This window comes from Streptacidiphilus sp. ASG 303 (genome assembly GCF_020991365.1).
Lineage (GTDB): Bacteria > Actinomycetota > Actinomycetes > Streptomycetales > Streptomycetaceae > Peterkaempfera.
In genome coordinates this window covers 29,188-47,944 of sequence record NZ_JAJLRA010000032.1, presented here as the reverse complement: position 1 = coordinate 47,944, position 18,757 = coordinate 29,188, and the positions used below count along the sequence as shown (strand labels likewise).

The 18,757-nt window shown below is 75.9% G+C and carries 19 protein-coding genes and 1 pseudogene; 9 read left to right on the top strand and 11 right to left on the bottom strand.

The features are described from left to right. Positions 1–272 precede the first annotated feature (272 nt). The 5 genes from LO771_RS26560 (at position 273) to LO771_RS26540 (ending at position 5,696) form a co-directional block, all read left to right on the top strand. Positions 273–1,076, top strand: a complete 804-nt coding sequence (locus tag LO771_RS26560) for an ABC-2 family transporter protein (protein WP_230747245.1) — start codon at positions 273–275, stop codon at positions 1,074–1,076. A 109-nt stretch (positions 1,077–1,185) separates the two neighbouring features. After that, positions 1,186–1,962 carry an ABC transporter permease gene (locus LO771_RS26555; RefSeq protein ID WP_230747243.1) on the top strand — a complete coding sequence of 259 codons (777 nt, stop codon included), beginning with the start codon at positions 1,186–1,188 and terminating at the stop codon, positions 1,960–1,962. 47 nt (positions 1,963–2,009) lie between these two features. Further along, positions 2,010–3,011, top strand: coding sequence for an ATP-binding cassette domain-containing protein (locus tag LO771_RS26550; RefSeq protein WP_230747181.1), 1,002 nt, complete (start codon positions 2,010–2,012; stop codon positions 3,009–3,011). A gap of 139 nt (positions 3,012–3,150) precedes the next feature. Beyond that, positions 3,151–4,524: a DUF445 domain-containing protein gene (locus tag LO771_RS26545; protein WP_374228255.1), complete on the top strand. Its 1,374-nt coding sequence runs from the start codon at positions 3,151–3,153 to the stop codon at positions 4,522–4,524. Between the two features lie 173 nt (positions 4,525–4,697). Next, a complete protein-coding gene (locus LO771_RS26540; protein WP_230747238.1) occupies positions 4,698–5,696 on the top strand; it encodes an adenosine deaminase in 999 nt (332 codons plus the stop codon). A 67-nt stretch (positions 5,697–5,763) separates the two neighbouring features. Here LO771_RS26540 and LO771_RS26535 read toward each other — a convergent pair. The 4 genes and pseudogenes from LO771_RS26535 to LO771_RS26520 all read right to left on the bottom strand — a co-directional run. Continuing rightward, positions 5,764–6,429, bottom strand: a pseudogene (locus LO771_RS26535) (YidC/Oxa1 family membrane protein insertase); the annotation flags it as partial. A gap of 347 nt (positions 6,430–6,776) precedes the next feature. Beyond that, a complete protein-coding gene (locus LO771_RS26530) occupies positions 6,777–7,082 on the bottom strand; it encodes a DUF6412 domain-containing protein (RefSeq protein WP_230747179.1) in 306 nt (101 codons plus the stop codon). A 293-nt stretch (positions 7,083–7,375) separates the two neighbouring features. Next, positions 7,376–7,855 (bottom strand): heme-degrading domain-containing protein, encoded by a 480-nt coding sequence (locus tag LO771_RS26525; RefSeq protein ID WP_230747177.1) that lies wholly within the window; start codon positions 7,853–7,855, stop codon positions 7,376–7,378. Beyond that, the gene (locus LO771_RS26520; RefSeq protein WP_230747176.1) at positions 7,852–8,982 is read right to left on the bottom strand and encodes a Gfo/Idh/MocA family oxidoreductase; all 1,131 of its coding nucleotides are present in this window, start codon (positions 8,980–8,982) and stop codon (positions 7,852–7,854) included. Before LO771_RS26520 ends, LO771_RS26525 begins: the two co-directional genes overlap by 4 nt. 46 nt (positions 8,983–9,028) lie before the next feature. Between LO771_RS26520 and LO771_RS26515 the strand changes: the two genes are divergently transcribed. The 4 genes from LO771_RS26515 to LO771_RS26500 all read left to right on the top strand — a co-directional run bounded on the left by LO771_RS26515 (position 9,029) and on the right by LO771_RS26500 (position 12,909). After that, positions 9,029–10,129, top strand: coding sequence for an ROK family transcriptional regulator (locus tag LO771_RS26515; protein WP_230747175.1), 1,101 nt, complete (start codon positions 9,029–9,031; stop codon positions 10,127–10,129). An 82-nt stretch (positions 10,130–10,211) separates the two neighbouring features. Next, complete coding sequence (locus tag LO771_RS26510) at positions 10,212–11,072, top strand: alkaline phosphatase family protein (RefSeq protein ID WP_230747173.1); 861 nt, start codon at positions 10,212–10,214, stop codon at positions 11,070–11,072. A 232-nt stretch (positions 11,073–11,304) separates the two neighbouring features. After that, entirely contained in the window at positions 11,305–12,084 is a 780-nt protein-coding gene (locus tag LO771_RS26505) for an HAD-IIA family hydrolase (RefSeq protein WP_230747172.1), read from the top strand. A gap of 240 nt (positions 12,085–12,324) precedes the next feature. Next, positions 12,325–12,909 carry a GNAT family N-acetyltransferase gene (locus LO771_RS26500; protein WP_230747171.1) on the top strand — a complete coding sequence of 195 codons (585 nt, stop codon included), beginning with the start codon at positions 12,325–12,327 and terminating at the stop codon, positions 12,907–12,909. A gap of 274 nt (positions 12,910–13,183) precedes the next feature. Here the strand turns inward: LO771_RS26500 and LO771_RS26495 are convergent, their stop codons facing one another. From LO771_RS26495 to LO771_RS26465, 7 genes are all read right to left on the bottom strand, one after another. Further along, on the bottom strand, positions 13,184–13,681 hold the full coding sequence (locus tag LO771_RS26495) for a YfbM family protein (RefSeq protein ID WP_230747170.1): 498 nt from the start codon (positions 13,679–13,681) through the stop codon (positions 13,184–13,186). Between the two features lie 167 nt (positions 13,682–13,848). Further along, a complete protein-coding gene (locus tag LO771_RS26490; RefSeq protein WP_230747169.1) occupies positions 13,849–14,118 on the bottom strand; it encodes a hypothetical protein in 270 nt (89 codons plus the stop codon). Between the two features lie 144 nt (positions 14,119–14,262). Continuing rightward, complete coding sequence (locus tag LO771_RS26485; protein WP_230747168.1) at positions 14,263–14,571, bottom strand: hypothetical protein; 309 nt, start codon at positions 14,569–14,571, stop codon at positions 14,263–14,265. Positions 14,572–15,112: 541 nt separating this feature from the next. Further along, on the bottom strand, positions 15,113–15,394 hold the full coding sequence (locus LO771_RS26480) for a protein-tyrosine phosphatase family protein (protein ID WP_374228254.1): 282 nt from the start codon (positions 15,392–15,394) through the stop codon (positions 15,113–15,115). A gap of 233 nt (positions 15,395–15,627) precedes the next feature. Further along, positions 15,628–16,173, bottom strand: coding sequence for a hypothetical protein (locus tag LO771_RS26475; RefSeq protein WP_230747167.1), 546 nt, complete (start codon positions 16,171–16,173; stop codon positions 15,628–15,630). Between the two features lie 378 nt (positions 16,174–16,551). Next, on the bottom strand, positions 16,552–17,310 hold the full coding sequence (locus tag LO771_RS26470; protein WP_230747162.1) for a DUF3152 domain-containing protein: 759 nt from the start codon (positions 17,308–17,310) through the stop codon (positions 16,552–16,554). Positions 17,311–17,563: 253 nt separating this feature from the next. After that, the gene (locus tag LO771_RS26465) at positions 17,564–18,739 is read right to left on the bottom strand and encodes an ABC transporter permease (RefSeq protein ID WP_308189010.1); all 1,176 of its coding nucleotides are present in this window, start codon (positions 18,737–18,739) and stop codon (positions 17,564–17,566) included. Between the last annotated feature and the right edge of the window lie 18 nt (positions 18,740–18,757).

The following is an 18,757-nucleotide window of genomic DNA, read 5'->3' as shown; positions in this document are numbered from 1 at the left end:
TGTGGCGGTTCTGTGACGGGGGGTGTGGCGGGGGCCACTCGGGAGGGTGGCGGAGGGGGCCGAAGGGGGAGTAATCGGGTGCGCCTGCGGGAGGTGGGCGCTACCCTGCGAGCACAACCGAAGACCGTGCGCGTGCGGCCGTGCCGTGCGCGCGCTGCTGTGCTCCGCGCCGACTCCCGGGACCCCCGGGGTGTCCGGGTGCGGGGCCGTTCGGCGTGCCCGGGTGCGGAAGGCCCGTTCGCGCGTCGACTTGTCGACATGGAGGTCGTGTGCTGCTCACCCTCTACGGCTCCGTGGCCCGCGGATCGTTCCGCCGCCACGCCACCTACCGCGCGGCGACCTTCGCCGGCGCGTTCACCAACACCGCCTTCGGCTTCATCCTCAGCTCCACCTACCTGGCCCTGTGGCACGCCCGGCCGGGCCTCGGCGGCTACAGCGCGGAGGCGGCGGTCACCTACATCTGGATCGGCCAGGCGCTGCTGGCGACCGTCGCGGTGTGGGGCGGCGGCTTCCAGGACGAGCTGCAGGCCCGCATCCGCAGCGGCGACGTGGCCGTCGACCTGTACCGGCCGGTGGACCTGCAGGCCTGGTGGCTGGCGGGCGACCTGGGCCGGGCCGCCTTCCAGCTCCTGGCGCGGGGCGCCGCGCCGCTGCTGGTGGGGGCGCTCGCCTACCGGCTGCGGCTGCCGCACGCGGCCGAGACCTGGGCGGCGTTCCTGCTGTCGGCGGCGCTGGCGGTGACGGTCAGCTTCGCGGTCCGCTACCTGGTGTCCCTCACCGGCTTCTGGCTGCTGGACGCGGACGGGGTACGGGCGCTGGTCGGGATCACCGGGATGTTCCTCTCCGGGATGCTGCTGCCGCTCGCCCTCTTCCCGGGGGCGCTGGGCGCCGCGGCCCGGGTGCTGCCGTGGTCGGCGATGGTGCAGGTCCCGTGCGACGTGCTGCTGGAGCGGCGTACCGGCGGGGCGCTGGCCCGGGCGCTGGGCTTCCAGCTGCTGTGGGCGGTGCTGCTGCTGGGGGCGGGCCGGGCCGTGCAGGGGGCGGCGACGCGGCGGGTGGTGGTGCAGGGTGGCTGATGTCGAGGACGGGCCGGGCTCCCCTGCCGCCCCCGGCGCCGGGGGCGGCTCCGCTCCCCCCGTCGGGCGGCTGCCGGGCCGGACGGCGTGGGGGCTGCGCGTGTGGTGGATGACCGCCGCGATGTGGACGCGTTCGGCGATGGCGTACCGGACGTCGTTCGTGCTGATGACGGTCGGCAACCTGGCGGCGACGGGGATGGACTTCGTCGTGATCGCGCTGATGTTCCGGCACACCGGCAGCCTCGGCGGGTGGGGGCTGCGGGAGGTGGCGTTCCTGTACGGGACCGCGGGCCTGGCGATGGGCCTGGCGGACCTGCTGGTCGGCAGCATCGACAAGCTGGGCGAGCGGATCCGCCTCGGCACCCTCGACGTGGTGCTGGTGCGCCCGGCGCCGGCCCTCGCGCAGATGGCCGCGGACCGCTTCGCGCTGCGCCGGATCGGGCGGCCGCTGCAGGCGTCGGCGGTCCTGGCGTGGGCGCTGGCGGGGCTGCACGTGGACTGGACGTGGGACCGGGTGCTGCTGCTGCCGGTCATGGCGGTCTGCGGCACGGTGATCTTCGCGTCGCTGTTCGTGGCCGGCTCCTGCCTGCAGTTCTGGGCGGCGGACGCGGCGGAGGTGCAGAACACCGTCACCTACGGCGGCGCCACGCTCCTGCAGTACCCGCCGACGGTCTTCGCCCGGGAGCTGGTCGCGGGCACCGTGTTCGGCGTGCCGCTGGCCTTCGTCAACTGGCTGCCGGCGCTGCACGTCCTGGGCCGCCCCGACCCGCTGCACCTGCCAGAGGCGTTCCGCTTCGCCTCCCCGGCGGCCGCCGCCCTGGCGGCGGCCGCGGCCGGCCTGCTGTGGCGGGCCGGTCTGCGCTCGTACCGCGGCACCGGCAGCTGAGCCCCCGTCGCGGACCCCACCGGACACGAGAGGACGTGAGAGGGACCATGGCACTCATCGAGGTCGACGGCGTCAGCCGGACCTTCACCGTGCGCGCCCGCGCCGGCCGGTTCAGGAGGACCAGGAGGGAGGTGCGCGCCGTCGACGGGCTGGACTTCACCGTCGAGGAGGGCGAGTGCGTCGGCTACATCGGGCCCAACGGCGCGGGGAAGTCCACGACGGTGAAGATGCTCACCGGCATCCTGGTGCCCAGCGCCGGGCGGCTGCGGGTCGCCGGCGTGGACCCGGCGCGGGAGCGGGTGCGGCTCGCGCACCGCATCGGCGTGGTCTTCGGGCAGCGCACCACCCTGTGGTGGGACCTGCCGCTGCGGGACTCCTTCGAGCTGGTGCGCCGCGTCTACCGGGTCCCCGCGGACCGCTTCCGCCGCAACCTGGACCGCTGCCTGGAGATGCTGGACCTGGGGCCGCTGCTGGACACCCCGGTGCGGCAGCTCTCCCTGGGCCAGCGGATGCGGGGCGACCTGGCGGCGGCGCTCCTGCACGACCCGAGAGTGCTGTACCTGGACGAGCCGACGATCGGGCTGGACGTGGTCAGCCGCAACCGGGTCCGGGAGTTCCTGCGGGAGGTCAACACCGGGCACGGCACGACGGTGCTGCTCACCACGCACGACCTCACCGACGTGGAGCGGCTGTGCTCGCGGGTGATGGTCATCGACCACGGCCGGGTGGTCCACGACGGGGGCCTGGCGGAGCTGCACGCGGTGGGGGAGAGCGAGCGGACGCTGGTGGTGGACCTGGCCGCGCCGCACCCGCCGGTGGAGGTGGCGGGGGCGCGGGTGGTGCGGGTGGAGGGGCCGCGGCAGTGGCTGGCGTTCCCGGCGTCGCGCAGCGCCGCGCCGCTGGTGGCGGAGGTCGCGGCCCGCTACCCGCTGGTGGACCTGTCGGTGCGGGAGCCGGCGATCGAGGACGTGATCGCGCGGCTGTACTCGGGGGAGCGGGCCGGGGCGGCGGCCGGGGCGGGGGAGGGGGCCGCGGTGCGGTCGGGCTGACGGGGGTGTGCGGGCGCCGTCCGGCCGGTCCCCGCGGGCCGGCCGGGCACCGCATACGGTGGGCTGCGGGCCCGGGCGTCTCCTGCCGGGCGTCCGGGTCGGCGGCCTTCGTGCGGCCGGAGCGGGGAGGATCGGGGTCGTGACGGGTGCGGACGGGAGCGCGGGCGTGGACGTGGGTGCGGGCGGCGGCGCGGAGCAGGGCGGGGGCGGCGGGGTGGACGCGGGCCCCGGCGGCGCCACCGCCGTGTCGGGCGTGCGGTTCACCGCCTCCGACGAGGCGAAGCGGCGCGGGGTGCGCCGGATGAAGGTGCTGGCCACGGGCCTGCTGCTGGTGGCGACGGTCGTCTACGGGCTGGCCCGGTGGGCGGGGGCGTCGGGCGCGGGCGCCTGGGCCGGGTACGTGGAGAGCGCGGCGGAGGCGGGCATGGTGGGCGCGCTCGCCGACTGGTTCGCGGTGACGGCGCTGTTCCGCCGCCCGTTCGGGCTGCCGATCCCGCACACCGCGATCATCCCGACGAAGAAGGACGTCTTCGGGCGGAGCCTGGGCGCGTTCGTGGGGGAGAACTTCCTGGCGGCGCACGTGGTGCGGGGGCGGCTGCGGGCGCTGGGGGTGGGCGGGCGCGTCGGCCGGTGGCTGGCGGCGCCGGGCAGCGCGGAGCGGGTGACGCGGGAGGCGTCGGCGGCGCTGCGCGGCGTGCTGGCGGTGCTGCGCGACGAGGACGTGCAGGCGGTGGTGGGGGAGGCGGTGACGCGGCGGTTCTCCTCGCAGCAGGTGGCGCAGCCCCTCGGCCGGATGCTGGGGCGGGTGGTCGCGGACGGCGGCCACCGGGGCGTGGTGGACCTGGTGGCGGTGCGGCTGCACGACTGGCTGGTGGAGCACCGGGAGGAGGTGGTGCAGCGGATCGCGGAGGAGTCGCCGGGGTGGACGCCGAAGTTCATCGACCACCAGGTGGGGGTGCGGGTCCACAAGGAGCTGCTGCGGTTCTCCGCCGAGGTCCGGGACGACCCGGCGCACCCGGCGCGCGGCGCGGTCGACGGCTTCCTGGCGGACTTCGCGCGGGAGCTGCGGACCGACCCGGGCACGATCGGCCGGGTGGAGCGGGCGAAGGAGCAGCTGCTGGCGCGCCCCGAGGTGCAGGAGCTGATCGCCTCCTCGTGGAGCGCGGTGCGGTCGCTGGTGCTGGCGGCGGCGGAGGACGAGGACAGCGAGCTGCGGCGGCGGATCCGCGACGGGGTGCGGTCGCTGGGGGAGCGGCTGGCCTCGGACGGGCGGCTGCAGCGGAAGGTCGACGGGTGGCTGGAGGACGCGGCCGAGTACGTGGTGGACACCTACCGGGACGAGATCACCTCGCTGATCTCGGAGACGGTCGCGGGGTGGGACGCGGTGGAGGCGTCGCGGAAGATCGAGGCGAACGTGGGGCGCGACCTGCAGTTCATCCGGATCAACGGCACGGTGGTGGGGTCGCTGGCGGGCCTGCTGATCCACACGGTCTCGGTGCTGGCCGCCGGCTGAGGCCGTGCGACGATGCGGGGGTCGTCACGGACGGGGAGCACGAGGAGCGAGGGATGTCGTCGGTGGGTGCAGGGAACGGGACGGGAGCGCAGGCCGGGACGGGTGCGGAGGCGCGGACGGTGGACGCGGCGGGCGCCGCGGGCGCGGACGGGCTGGGGGCGTTCATCGCGGGGATGCCGAAGGCGGAGCTGCACGTCCACCACGTCGGCTCGGCGTCGCCGCGGGTCGTCGCCGGGCTCGCGGCCCGGCACGAGGGCACCACGAAGGTGCCGTCCGACCCGGGGCTGCTGGCGGAGTACTTCACCTTCCGCGACTTCGCGCACTTCATCGAGGTGTACCTGTCGGTGGTGGACCTCATCCGCGACGCGGAGGACGTGCGGGCGCTGACCTACGGCGTCGCCGAGGACATGGCCCGGCAGAACATCCGGTACGCGGAGCTGACGGTGACCCCGTACAGCTCGGTGCGCCGCGGCATCCCGGACGTCGCCTTCATGGAGGCGATCGAGGACGCGCGCCGGGCCGCGGAGGCCGAGCTGGGCGTGGTGCTGCGCTGGTGCTTCGACATCCCGGGCGAGGCCGGCCTGGAGTCCGCGGAGGAGACGGCGCGCCTGGCGCTGGACCTGGCCCCGGAGGGCCTGGTCAGCTTCGGCCTGGGCGGCCCCGAGGTGGGGGTGCCGCGGCCGCAGTTCAAGCCGTACTTCGACCGGGCGCGGGCGGCCGGCCTGCACAGCGTGCCGCACGCGGGGGAGACCACCGGTCCGCAGACGGTGTGGGACGCGCTGCGGGACCTGGGCGCGGAGCGGATCGGCCACGGCACGCAGGCGGTCCGCGACCCGCGGCTGGTGGACCACCTGGGCGAGCACCGCATCCCGCTGGAGGTGTGCCCGACGTCGAACATCGCGACCCGGGCGGTGGAGCGCATCGAGGACCACCCGATCCGGGAGATGGTCGCGGCCGGCCTGCTGGTGACGGTGAACAGCGACGACCCGCCGATGTTCGGCACCGACCTGAACACCGAGTACGCGGTGGCGGCGCGGCTGCTGGACCTGGACGAGGCGGGCGTCGCGGCCCTGGCGCGCAACGCGGTGGAGGCGTCGTTCCTGGACGGGGCGGGCAAGGCCCGGCTGGCGGCGGAGATCGACGCGCACCTGGCGCGCCACCGGGGGGCGTGACGCGTCCGGGCGCCGGGGCGTGCACCGGTGCGGGGGGTGCGGGGGGCGTGCGGTGCAGGAGGGCGCGCTCGGCGAGCGTCCAGGCGGTGGTGGTGAGCAGGTAGAGCCCGGCGGCGAGGGGGAGGACGGCGGCGGCCGCGACCGTGCCGAGGGAGAGCCAGGGGGCGACGGCCGCGACGCGCGCGCCGGGGTCGTCCGGGCGGTCGGGGGCCGGGGCGGCTGCTGCCGCGGCCCGGCGGGCCCGGAGGGCCGAGGCGACCGCCACCGCCGCGACCGCGCCGAGGAGGGCCAGGAAGACGCCGAGCTGCTGCGGTCCGGCGGCTGCGGCGTCGGCGAGCCGGGAGCCCAGGGGGACACCGGCCAGCGTGCCGCCGGGCACACCCCCGGGCGCGGTGAAGAGCCGGTACGCCACCGAGAGGACCGGGGCCTGCGCCAGCACGGCCAGGCAGCCCGCGGCGGGGGAGACGCCCTCGTCGCGGTGGAGCGCGCCCAGGGCCTCCCGCAGCCGCTCGGGGTCGCGGCCGTGGCGGCGGCGCAGTTCCGCGACGCGGGGTGCCAGGCGGGCCCTGGCCCGCTCGCCGCGGGCGGCGGCACGGGCCAGGGGGTGCAGCAGCAGCCGCACGCCCAGGGTGAGGAGCACGACCGCGGCGGCGGCGGGGACGGTGTGGGCGAGGCCTGCGACGGCGGCGCGGGCCACGGCGACGGCGGGGTCGAGGAGGTCGAACGGGGACATGGCGGAGAGCCCTCCGGGGTCTCGTCGGGTGACGGGCGGCTGCGGAGGACGGCCGCGCGGCGCGGCGTGCGCGGGAGCGCGGTGCGGTCGTGGGCTTGTCCGGCCGTGCGCGCCGGTCGGGCGCGCGTGCCCCTGCCGCCGGTCGGCGGGGGCCGGTGCGTCGTGCCGTGGGGACGGAGGACCGGCCTCCTGCGGGGAGGCGCCCGGTCGGCTCCGGCGACGGCGGGCCCGCCCCGGGGCGTCCCCGCGCCGCCGGTCGGCGGCGCGGGGGGAGGGGGCGTGCCCGGGGCGGCCCCGGACGCGGTCCGGGGCGCGGCGTGCACCGGGTGGGGGTGGTCGGACGGGCCCTACGCGGCCGTCGGGGCCGCGGCGGAGGGGGCCCGGGGGCGCGACCTGCCCCGGGCGTCCGGGTCGCGCTGGGGGAGGAAGGCCGTGCGCCGGGCGCGCAGGCGCAGCGCCCGGTCCCGGACGGCGTGCGGCGCGGACGCCCCGAGCAGGCGGGCGGTCACGAGGACGCCCGCCACCAGTCCGGCGAGCAGGGCGAGGGTGGCGGCCGCGGCGAGGGCGGCCAGCGCCGCGGGCGCGGCGGGCGCGGCGAGGAGGTGGGCCAGGGCGTGCCACGTCTGGCCGGCGGCGGCTGCGAGCAGCTGCACGGTCCCCCTCCTGACGGTCGGTCGCTTCCCGCAGTGTACGGCGGGGGCGGCCGCCCGGCGGGTCGTTCCGGCGGGTTCCCGGGGCGGGGGGACGGGCCGGCCGGTCCGCGGCCTCCTGGCCGGGCCGGGTCGGGCGGGGAGGCGGGCGCGGAGGCCGCGGGGACGTGCGGTGAGGTGGCCGGTGAGGACGGTCCGCGGCCGGGCACGACGCACGTCGTGCCCGGCCGGCGGAGGGGCGGAGGTGCGGGGCCGGGACCGGGCTGGTGACCGGCCCCGGCCGTGCGCGCCGGGGCTCAGGCGCCCGCGAGGTGGCGTTCGAGCCCGGCGACGACGAGGCGGTGGTCCTCGGCCTGGGGCAGGCCGGAGACCGCGACGGTGCCGACGACGCCGACGCCGGAGACGGTGAGCGGGAAGGCGCCCCCGTGGGCGGCGTACAGGTCCGGGTCCAGGCGGGACTTCTCCTCGAAGGTGGAGCCCTTGGCGAGGAAGCGCAGGCCCACCAGCCAGGAGGCGTGGCCGAAGCGGTCCACCACGCGGGACTTGCGCAGGATCCAGGCGTCGTTGTCGGCGCTGGTCCCGGGCAGGGCGCAGTGGAAGAGCTGCTGGCCGTTGCGGCGCACGTCGACGGTGACGGCGGCGCCGCGGGCGCGGGCGAGGTCGGTGAGGGTGGTGCCGAGGCGCCAGGCGTCGTCGTTGTCGAGGCGCGGCAGGACGAGGCGCTTCTCCTCGGCCTCGACCAGCTGGATGAGTTCGGCGAGGTCGGTGGGGTTCACGCGCGCCCGCTCCCTTCGGCGGTGTCCGTGGTGTCCGTGGTGCCCGTGGTGCCCTGCCCGGCGTCCCCGCCGGTGAGGTGGACGGTGGTGCCGGCGGCGGCCGAGCGGCGGGCGGCCTCCAGGACGGCGAGGACGGCGACCGCGTCGCGCGGGTCGACGGGCGGGGCCGCGCCGTCGCGCAGGGCGGCGGCGACGCCGCGGTAGAAGGCGGGGTAGTCGCCGGCCTCGGTGGGGAGCGGCGCGCTGTCGTCGGGGGTGCCGAGGACGCCGTACGCGGACTCGGGCTCGGTGCCCCAGGGGCGGCCGTCGCCGGGGCGGCGGCCGGCGCGCAGGTCGGCCTCCTGCGGGTCGAGGCCGTGCTTGGTGTAGCCGGCGCGGTCGCCGAGGACCCGCAGGCGCGGGCCGAGCTGGGCGGCGGTGGCGCTCGTCCACAGGTGGGAGCGGACGCCGGAGGCGTGGGTGAGGGCGACGAACGCGTCGTCGTCGACGGCGGCGCCGGGGCGGCGCACGTCGACCTCGGCGTAGACGGCGGTGGCCGGGCCGAAGAGGGTCAGGGCCTGGTCGACGAGGTGGCTGCCCAGGTCGTACAGGGTGCCGCCGACCTCGGCGGGGTCCGCCAGCTCGCGCCAGCCCGCCTTGATCTGCGGGCGCCACCGCTCGAAGCGGGACTCGAAGCGCCGCACGGAGCCGAGGGCGCCGGCCTCCAGCAGGCGGCGGACGGTGAGCAGGTCGCCGTCCCAGCGGCGGTTCTGGAAGACCGTGAGCATCAGTCCGCGCTCCTCGGCCAGGCCGACGAGGGCGGCGGCCTCCGCGGCGGTGCCGGCGAGGGGCTTGTCGACGACGACGGGCAGCCCGGCCTCCAGGGCGGCGCGGGCGAGCGGCACGTGGGTGCGGTTGGGGGAGGCGATCACGACCAGGTCGAGCGCGGAGGGGTCCGCCAGCAGCTCCTCGGGCGCGTCGACGGCGCGGGCGCCGGGGTGCTCGCGGCGCAGCTGCTCGCGGCGCTCCGGGCTGGAGGTGACCACGGCGTCCAGCCGCAGCCCGGGGGTGGTGGCGATCAGCGGGGCGTGGAAGGCGGAGCCGGCGACGCCGAAGCCGACGAGGCCTGTGCGGAGGGGATCGGACATGCCCTCCACTTAAACAACAGTGTTGCGAAAGTGCAAGAATGGCCGCGTGAGCAGTGCACTGAACCTGCCCGCCCTGCGCGGGCACAACGCCTCCGTGGTCCTGGGGCTGCTGCGCGGCCGCGACGGCGTCAGCCGCGGCGAGCTCGCCGCGGGCAGCGGGCTGACCCCGCAGGCCGTCAGCAAGATCGTGGCCCGGCTGCGGGACGAGGGCCTGGTCGCCGAGGCCGGCCGCGGCGAGCCGACCGGCGGCAAGCCGCGCACCCTGCTGCGCCTGGTGCCCGAGGCCGGGCTCGCCGCCGGGGTCCACCTGGACCGCGACCGGGTCGCGGTGCTGGTCGCCGACCTGGCGGGGCGCCCGGTCGCCCTCCGCGAGGCCGGGCTGCACCCGGAGGACCCGGCGGCGGTCGCCGACGGGGTCGCGGCGGTGGTGCGGGAGGCCGCGGCGGCGGCGCAGGGGGCGGCCCAGGGGGCGGGGGCGGCGCGGAGGGCGGCGGCGGAGGGCGGCACCCCCCTGCTGGGCGTCGGCGTCGGCTGCCCGGGGCCGCTGGACCACGCCGCCGGGGTGCTGCACCGGGTGACCGGCCTGCCCCGCTGGGACGGCTTCCCGCTGCGGGACGCCCTCGCCGAGCGGCTGGGCCTGCCGGTCGTCCTCGACAAGGACACCAACGCGGCGGTGCTCGCCGAGCCCGTGCGGGCCGGCTCCACGGTCTACCTCCACCTCGGCAGCGGCCTCGGCGCCGGGCTGGTCCTCGACGGGGCGCTGTACCGGGGGGCCCGCACCAACGCCGGGGAGTTCGGCCACCAGACGGTGCAGCTGGACGGCCCCCGCTGCGACTGCGGCAACCGCGGCTGCCTGGAGGTGCTCTGCCTGGCCGCGCTGCGGGCCGGCGACACGGCGGGTGCGGCCCGGCTGCTGGGCGTCGGCGCGGCCGGGCTGGTCCGGCTGCTCGACGTGGACCGGGTGGTGCTGGGCGGCCGGGCCGTCCTGGCGGCGCCGGACGTCTTCGTGCGGGGCGTCGCGGCGGAGCTGGCCGCGCGCGTCCCCGACCCGGCGTGGCAGGCGGTCCCGGTGTCGGTGGCGCGCGCCGGGGAGCGCGCGGTGGCGCGGGGGGCGGCCGAGCTGGTGCTGGCGCCCCTGTTCGCCTGAACTTCACCTGTCCTGCCGGGTGCATGACACGGTTGCGCTCCTACGGTGGAGGCCCGCCCGCTCCCGTCGCACGGAGGACAGCATGCCCCGCCGCTCCCTGACCACCGTCGTCTCCGCCCTCGGCCTCGCCGCCGCCTCGCTCGGCCTGTGGACCGGCGCCGGCACCGCGCAGGCCGCCGCCGCCGTCCCCACCCCCGACCACACCGTGGTCGTCGTCTTCGAGAACCACTCCTACGGGCAGATCATCGGCAGCTCCAGCGCCCCCTACATCAACTCCCTCAAGGCCGGCGGCGCCAACCTCACCGCCTCCTACGCCCTCACCCACCCCAGCCAGCCCAACTACTTCGACCTGTTCTCCGGCGCCACCCAGGGCATCACGAACGACAACTGCTACACGCCCGGCTTCAGCTCCGCCCCGAACCTCGCCTCCGAGCTGATCGCCGCCGGCCGCACCTGGGCCAGCTACAACGAGTCGCTGCCGAGCCAGGGCTCCACCACCTGCAGCAGCGGGAAGTACGCCCGCAAGCACAACCCGTGGTTCGGCTTCTCCAACGTGCCGACCTCCAGCGCCCGCACCTTCGCGCAGTTCCCCACGGACTACGGCACGCTGCCCCAGGTCTCGTTCGTCATCCCCAACCTGTGCAGCGACATGCACGACTGCTCGGTCTCCACCGGCGACACCTGGCTGAAGAACAACCTCGGCGCCTACGCGACCTGGGCGAAGACCCACAACAGCCTGCTCCTGGTCACCTTCGACGAGGACAACGGCACCAGCGGCAACCACGTCGCCACCGTCCTCTACGGCCAGCCCGTGCTCGCCGGATCCTCCACGGCGACCACCTACGACCACTTCGACGTGCTGCGCACCCTCGAGGACATGTACGGCACCGCGCACGCGGGCGCCGCCGCCACGTCGTCCGACATCACCGGCGTCTGGAACTGACGGCCGGCCCGCCGGCCCGCCGCACCCCTCCCGGGCGTCCGGGAGGGGTGCGGCCCGCCCGTCCCCCACCGGTCCCCGCCGGTCCCCGCCGTCCTCCCGTCCCCGTCCCGCCCCGCGGACGCCTCGTCCCGGTCCGGGAGCTGCGACTACGCTGCGATCGTCGGGGGAGCCATCACGCGGAGAGGCCGGGACGCACGGTGCCCGGGCGCCCGCCGGGAGCAGGGAGAGGCACGTGGCAGACCGCAGGCCCATCGAGTCGTGGCTGACCGACATGGACGGGGTGCTCGTCCACGAGGGCACGCCCATCCCCGGGGCCAAGGAGTTCATCGCCCGGCTCCGCGAGTCGGGCAAGCCGTTCCTGGTCCTCACCAACAACTCCATCTACACCCCGCGCGACCTCGCCGCCCGGCTGGCCGGCAGCGGTCTGGAGGTGCCCGAGGAGTCGATCTGGACCTCGGCACTGGCCACCGCGAAGTTCCTCGACGGACAGCGCCCGCGCGGCACCGCCTACGTCATCGGCGAGGCCGGCCTCACCACCGCCCTGTACCAGATCGGGTACGTCCTCACCGACGTCAACCCTGATTACGTCGTACTCGGCGAGACCCGCACCTACAGCTTCGAGGCGCTCACCAAGGCGATCCGCCTGATCAACGGCGGCGCCCGCTTCATCGCCACCAACCCCGACGAGACCGGCCCGTCCGCCGAGGGCGCCCTGCCCGCCACCGGCTCGGTGGCCGCCCTCATCACCAAGGCCACCGGCGTGGAGCCCTACTTCGTGGGCAAGCCCAACCCGCTGATGATGCGGGAGGCCCTCAACACCCTCAAGGCCCACTCCGAGAGCACCGCCATGATCGGCGACCGCATGGACACCGACGTGGTCGCGGGCATGGAGGCCGGCCTGGAGACCGTCCTCGTCCTCACCGGCCTGACCCGGCCCGGCGAGGTCGAGCGCTTCCCCTACCGGCCGGGCCGCGTCGTGAAGTCCATCGCCGACCTCATCGACGAGGTCTGAGCCGGGGCGGACGCCGAGGAGCCCCTGCCCCGGAGGCCTTCTCCGGGCAGTGGCCCGCCGCCCGGACCGGACCGTCCCCGGGCCGCCGGCCGCGACAGCGGCGGCCCGGAACACCGAGGGCGGGCGGCGCAGGCGGACCGGGCCGCGGACCGTGGACCGGACACCGCCCGGGACCGCTCCACCGTCCGCGCGGCCGATACTCGGATGCGTCCGGCGGGCGGTGCTCCCTATGATCCGACGATGCAGGACGAGGACGATGTGCCGACGGCGGAGCGGGTGCCGTGCCGGCGAGGCAGGCGGACCGCTTTCGCACCACTCGACGTCGATGACGCCGAACTGGTCCACGCATGGCGGTCCGAGCCCGTTGCCGCCCACGAGCTCGGGGTGTGGCCCCGGTCCCTGTCCGCTGTCCGCGAGCGCATCGAGCGCGACCTGGAGGACACGGACCGCGACGACTTCGTGGTCCTGCTGCCCGACGGTACGCCGGTCGGCCACATCGCCCTCGTCGATCAGGACATGGCCGACGGCACCGCGAGCGTCACGATCATGCTCGCGGAGCAGTGGCGGGGACAGGGCCTGGGCACGGACGCGCTCGATGCACTGCTCGACCTCGCATTCGGCGAGCTCCCCCTCCACCGCATCGAGGCCGGCACCCACAGCGACAACACCGCCTGCCTGACCGCCCTCGCCAACGCCGGGTTCGTGCAGGAGGGGACACGCCGTTCGGCCTGCCTGCACAGGGGGAGCCGCAAGGACCTCGCCGTGCTGGGCATCCTGCGGTCGGAGTGGGAGGCGCTCGACCGCCCCCGGGCCTGGGACCTCTGAGGGATTCCCGCGGGGCTGTCCGCGGGCCGGGCCGGTCGGCCGTGTTCCGGTCCGGGGACCTCGCAGGTGGGCCAGGGCGCGCGTACGGCGGCGTCCGCACCAGCGTTCGGCGCGACCGGCCGCAGCCGGGGAGGACGGCGCGCTCCCCGCCGTGATGGCGCACGATGTCTCCGGACGCCGGCGCACCGGCCCGGCCGGACGAGGACCGGCTGACGAGCGCGAGCGGGGGTTCAGGCAGGCGGCGGGAAGCCTCCCCGAACGTGTGGAGCGAGGTTCAGTCCAGCCAGATCAGCAGTGCATCACCCGTGCGTGCTGCTGCTGAGAAGAAGGCCACCAGGGAGTCGTACCGGCTGCGGGCCCACTCCAGGGCCTCGGGGCGGTCCCAGATGAAGGGATAGACCCCTGCCCGGCCCACTTCCGCGGGATCGACTCCTCGGACCAGGTCGTCGTAGCCGACCCGGTCGAGATTCCCGGCAGCGAAGCGGACACGGTCGGCCGGGAGGCACATGGGTGGCCCGTAGCCCCAGTCGTCGTCCGTGACGGGCTCGTCGCCATGCACGACATCGACGGGAAAGGCGGCGCGGCGCAGGAGGAAGCCCAGCACGTCCCAGCACTTGTCGGTGCTGAAGTGCCGCGCTTCCGAGGCGGGGAAGTCCGTCTTTTCTTCTGCGTCCTGAACCTGTTCGATGTGCTCCAGCGCCCAACCCGGGTCCTTGACGGCCCGGTCGAGCTCGGCCGGCGTGACGCGCAGGTAGTGCCCGATCATGCTCATGGCCGCACCGTAAGGGGTGCCGCCGACACCCGGCGCGCCCCGCGCCCCCTCCGCCCGGGTGGCCCGGCGCCTGCCCGCCGTCGAGGAGGACCGCGCGGCACCACGCCCGGTGGTGCGCCGGAGGGGCGCAGGCCGCAGCCTGCGCCCCTCCGGACCTGCAGAACACGTCAGTTGACGGTGAAGGAGCAGAAGGCCGAAGCCGTCCTGGCCCCGTCCTTGATGGTGCCGTGGACCTGCAGGGCGTACCAGCCGCTCTCGGGCGGGGTCCACGAGATCTGCGCCCCGCTGCGGGCGCCGGCCTGCACCGTGGTGCCCTCGTCCCGGTTGACGGAGTACGTGGAGCTGACCGCGCCCTTGACCTCGGGGGTGAAGGTGAAGGTGCCGGGTACGCCCGCGCCGCCGCCCGAGTCGTTCTCGGGGTAGACGTCCGAGGTCACGGTCGGGGGACGGTCAACGCCTTCCGGGCCGCGGCCGACTGTGGCTTTGTCCCGCCGTTGTGTCATGCGTCCTGAAGGCGGCACCTGCGGGAACCGTGCCTCTTCCCCATTCCCGCCATCGGCCCCCACGAACGGTGGAAAAATTCACAGGGCCTCCACCCAGATCAAGTCGCAGATCCTGATCTGCCGTTCTTCCGGGTAGATGCTGTAGTTGAAGAATACGGGATCGTTGAATACGTGCACGCTGTACCAGGTGACGCCTCGAATGGTCATGGGCAGGCCCGGCGGCGGGTGGCCGGACGTGACCGTGGTGCCGACCTCGATCGCCAGCGCGCGGAGAAAGCGGATGATGCTGTCGCGCAGCTCGACGCGGCCTGCGTCCCGCATCCCGTTGAGCACTTCGGAGGCCGTGATCTGGATGACCGCTTTCCAGCCCGTCGAGTCGGGCTGCATCAGCCTTCCTCCTCCGGAAGCTCGACGAGCCCCACTGCGGCGACGGTGTCGTCGAGGCGCTGGTCCCGCCCGGGGACCGACTCGAACATGGCTTCGAGCCACCATGCGGTCATCACCGTGTCCAGGCCGCCCCCCTCCCCGGCCCCGGCCACGGCGGCGCGGAAATCTCCGCGTCGGGCATGAGGAAGGGCCTCGGTGACGGCGGAAATGGTGTGCGGAATCGCCCGTATCCGAGAGGTGCCGCCCGATGGGGAAGTGCTGTCGGAATTCACCTGAATCTCACATCCTTACCGCCTGAATGATTCAGCACATGTGCTCCCGCGTCAAGTGCCGGGCGAGTTCGAGGATATGAAGAATTGGGGGCCGGTGCGGTCTTCGCGGAGGCGGTGGCGGCCGCTCCTCTCGGAAGGTGCCGCTGCCGTCCGGCAGCGGGCCCGGGCCGCGGCTGGGGACGGGGACGGTTCGCGCGTTCCTCCGCGGCGCCGTGGCGCCGGCGGCCGCGACACCGGTCGACCTCCTCCGGGACCAGGGTGAGGGCGTGTCAGGCGAAGGCGGCGGCGAAGCGGCGCTGCCAGGGCGTCTCGACGGCGCGCGGGTCGTAGTGCGCGCGGACGTAGGCGACCGCCTCGGGCCCGGGAACGCCGTCGAGCACGGCGAGACAGGCCAGGGCGGTGCCGGTCCGGCCGCGCCCGCCGCCGCAGGCGACCTCGACGCGTTCGGACCCGGCGCGTTCCCACGCCTCGCGCAGCGCCTCCCGGGCCGCGGCCCGGTCGGACGGCAGCCGGAAGTCGGGCCATCGCAGCCACCGGGCCTCCCAGGGCACGGGCGCGGGCCGGCGGCCCAGCAGGTGGAGGGCGAAGTCCGGCGGCGGTCCGGGCGGGCCGCGGCCCGGGAGGCGCTGCGCGAGGCGTGGGAACGCGCCGGCCCGAGGGCAGGCGCAGCACACCCGCCGCCGCGGGGTCCCAGGTGGAGGCCGTCACGGCTCGAGCGCCGTGCGGTGGCGCCGTGGCGCTCCGGCGGGAACGGGGAGGGCGCGTTCCCCGGGCGGGAGGGGGCTCAGCGGTAGTCCTCGGGGTGCGACTGCATCCACGTGTTGATCCTGTCCCGGGTGCCGACGAGGAGGTCCTGGTGCCGCCTGAGGTTGGGGAAGGAGACGTCGCCGCCGAGAGCCGCCTGCATGGCCCCGATCCAGGCGAGGGGGGCGTGGAAGTGCTCCGCGCCCTGGGGGTCCGCCTTCATCGACGCGCCGAGGTCGTCGAGGTCGGTCAGCACCCTCGTGAGGAAGTACCGGCAGTTCCCCGGGGTTCCGCAGCCGTCGTTGTAGGTCGCCTGGAGCACGGCGAAGGAGTCGCGGACCGCCGGCACCGCCGCGCCGGGCGCCGCCTCGCTGGTCGGGTAGGGGCTCGACGACCCGGCGGGGGCCGCAGCGGGTGACCCGGAGTCCTCCGCGGCGGGGCCGCCGGGGGAGGCCGGAGCCGCAGCCGGGGTGGCGTCGTCGGAGACCGGCGCCGCGGTGCCGCCGTGCCCTGCCGAGCAGGCCGCCAGCAGCGCGGCCGCCAGCAGGACCGGAGCTCCGCGGCGTGCGAACGCGGTTGTGCGCATGGACTGTCCCCCCGTGGTGATCGATGCGTGGTGGTCGTCTGCCTATCGGTTCGGCCGGTGTGCTGTCCACCGCCTTTCCGTATGCGCACCTTTTGTGCAGGGCCGCCGTCCTCCCGGAGGCGGCCCTGCCGCGCACGGGCCGCCTCGCCGCAACCGCCCCCCCGCCGGGGGCACGGCGCGCCCGCGGGGTGACGGCCGGGCGAGGCGGCCCCGGCCGGGCACGACCCCCCCGGGTCACGCCCGACCATGCGCACGACCGCTCTGTGCCGGCCGGTTCGTACCCGGTCGTCCGCGCGCACCGCGGCCGACGGGAGGCGGGGGCCCGTATCACGTGCCGCCCCTCACCCACGGGTCACTCACGGGCCGCTCGAGGGTCGCTCACGGGACCTTGGGGCCGTCGATGAACGTGCCGTCGCTGTCGTAGACGTACGGGTTGGGCCTGCAGCCCCTGAGGCCTTTGATCTGCTGCATCATCGCCGGTGCCGGCAGGCCGGGGCCGGGGCAGGTGCGGTGGCCGTAGCCCAGGTCGTGGCCGGCCTCGTGATTGATGATCAGCGTGTGGTAGGCGTGGGGGCGGCCGGCGTACTGGGGGCTCAGCTCGATCCAGCGCCTGAGGTTGACGATCAGGTTCGGGGCGACGCCGCAGTTGACCTCGCCGCCCGTGTCGAGCCCCCATCGGGCGCAGAGCCTGTCGGTCGTGCCGGGCGAGGCGAGTGTGACGAGCATCTCGTACGGGGGCCGGTCCACCTGCTGGAAGGAGGCCACGCCGTGCCGGGTCCAGCCCCGGGGGTCGGCGAGGATCCCCTTGATCTCCTTGGCGACATCGTCGACGTCCAGATTGGTGCCGTCCTCCAGCCGGACGGCGTAGCGGATCAGTCTGCCCCTGGTGCCGATGCGCTCCGAGGTGCCCTTGGCCCACGTGTAGGTGCCGGGGCCGTTCACGGGATAGGAGGCTTTCGGGGAGGGCGGGGGGGAGGGCTTCGGGGCGGCCGTGGTGTGCGTCGGGGGGTGCTTCGTGGGGGCGGCGGTGGCCTCCGCGGTGGGCGGGACCGCGACGGTGCGGGCCGGAGCCGGCGTGCCGGGCACCGTGAGCAGATGGCCGGCGCCGCACACCACGGCGACCAGGGCTGTCGTCACCACCGCAGGGAGACGCCACGACCGTCGGCGACGTCTCCCCGCGCGGCGACGTGCGGCGCGGCCCTGACCGGGGGGCGTGCGGCCGGGGCCGGCGCTTCTCCGGGGTGCCCCGGGCGGGCGGCCGGGGCCGGACGAGGCTCTCGTGGTGGATTGCTGCGTGGTCATCTCGGGCGTGTCTTCCGGTGGGGAGCGACGGCAGTGAGGAGGGCGGAGCGAGGAGGGCGGAGCGAGGAGGGCGGAGTGAGGAGGGCGGTCAGTGGGCGGCCAGCGCGGCTGTCGGCGCCATCCGCGCGGCCCGCACCGCCGGGTAGATGCCGGCCAGCGCGCCGATGGCCGAGGTCGCGCCCAGGGCTCCGCAGGGCACCCAGAGGGGAAGAGCGAACGGCCAGCCGCGGGTGGCGGCGAAACCCGCCGTCACGGCCGTGCCGAGCACGACTCCGCCGGCCCCGCCCAGCACGGCCAGCAGCAGCGACTCGACGAGGAACTGCCCGCGGACGGCACCGCGGGTGGCGCCGAGGGCCCGTCTCAGGCCGATCTCCGAACGCCGTTCCAGGACGGAGATCACCATCGTGTTGGCGACGCCGATGCCGCCGACGAGCAGGGCCACCGCGCCCACCCCGAGCAGCAGGCCGGTGAACGCGTCCTCTCCGGCCTGCTTGGCCGTCAGGGCGTCCGACGGGCGGGCCACCTTGACGTGCTCCGGGTGCTCCGGGTCGGCGGTGGCCGCCAGTACGTCGCGGACCGCGGTCACCGCGTCCTCGCGGGCACGGATCCACACGGTGGTCGCGTGCCCGTCGAAGCGCAGATAGTGCTGGGCCGCGGGCCAGCCGACCAGCGCCGCGCTGTCCAGCTCCGGTGCCAGCTCGACCGTGTCGAGAACCCCGACCACGGTGAACCGGCCTCCGCCGATCAGGACCTGCGTGCCCTGGGGCGGATCCGACAGGCCCAGCCGCGCGGCGCTGTCCGCGCCGAGGACCACCGCGGGGTAGTCGGCCTGGGCCGCGTTCGGCCAGTGACCGTGTGCGAGGGTCGCCCGCAGTGCGGGGAGCAGCCCCGGTGAGGCGGCGTAGACCGCGATGCCGTTCGACTCCGCGGCAGGGACCTTCTCGTTGCGGTAGACCAGCGCGTGCTTGACCCGCCCGGTCTCGGCGACCTCCTCCACCGGCCCGATGTTCCTGATCATGGTGGCCGCGCGGCGGGGCAGCACGGTCTCCTTGCCGTCCATCGTCGTTCCCGGGGCCACCCTGAGCAGGTTCGTCCCCAGGGCGTCCAGGCGGTGGTCCAACTCCGCGCGGCTGGACGAGGAGATCCCGATCACGGCCACCATCGCGGCGATGCCGACGGCGATGCCGAGGGCGGACAGGACGACCCGCAGCGGCCGGCTGCGCAGCCCGGATCCGCCGACCCTGAGCAGGTCGCGTCCGGACATCCGCGCCGGAGTGGGCCG

Coding starts and splice junctions, on each gene's coding strand:
- LO771_RS26475 (WP_230747167.1), bottom strand. CDS start 16,173: ATGCGCACAACCGCGTTCGCACGCCGCGGAGCTCCGGTCCTGCTGGCG.
- LO771_RS26465 (WP_308189010.1), bottom strand. CDS start 18,739: ATGTCCGGACGCGACCTGCTCAGGGTCGGCGGATCCGGGCTGCGCAGC.
- LO771_RS26500 (WP_230747171.1), top strand. CDS start 12,325: ATGCAGGACGAGGACGATGTGCCGACGGCGGAGCGGGTGCCGTGCCGG.
- LO771_RS26550 (WP_230747181.1), top strand. CDS start 2,010: ATGGCACTCATCGAGGTCGACGGCGTCAGCCGGACCTTCACCGTGCGC.
- LO771_RS26555 (WP_230747243.1), top strand. CDS start 1,186: ATGACCGCCGCGATGTGGACGCGTTCGGCGATGGCGTACCGGACGTCG.
- LO771_RS26520 (WP_230747176.1), bottom strand. CDS start 8,982: ATGTCCGATCCCCTCCGCACAGGCCTCGTCGGCTTCGGCGTCGCCGGC.
- LO771_RS26540 (WP_230747238.1), top strand. CDS start 4,698: ATGCCGAAGGCGGAGCTGCACGTCCACCACGTCGGCTCGGCGTCGCCG.
- LO771_RS26485 (WP_230747168.1), bottom strand. CDS start 14,571: ATGCAGCCCGACTCGACGGGCTGGAAAGCGGTCATCCAGATCACGGCC.
- LO771_RS26495 (WP_230747170.1), bottom strand. CDS start 13,681: ATGAGCATGATCGGGCACTACCTGCGCGTCACGCCGGCCGAGCTCGAC.
- LO771_RS26510 (WP_230747173.1), top strand. CDS start 10,212: ATGCCCCGCCGCTCCCTGACCACCGTCGTCTCCGCCCTCGGCCTCGCC.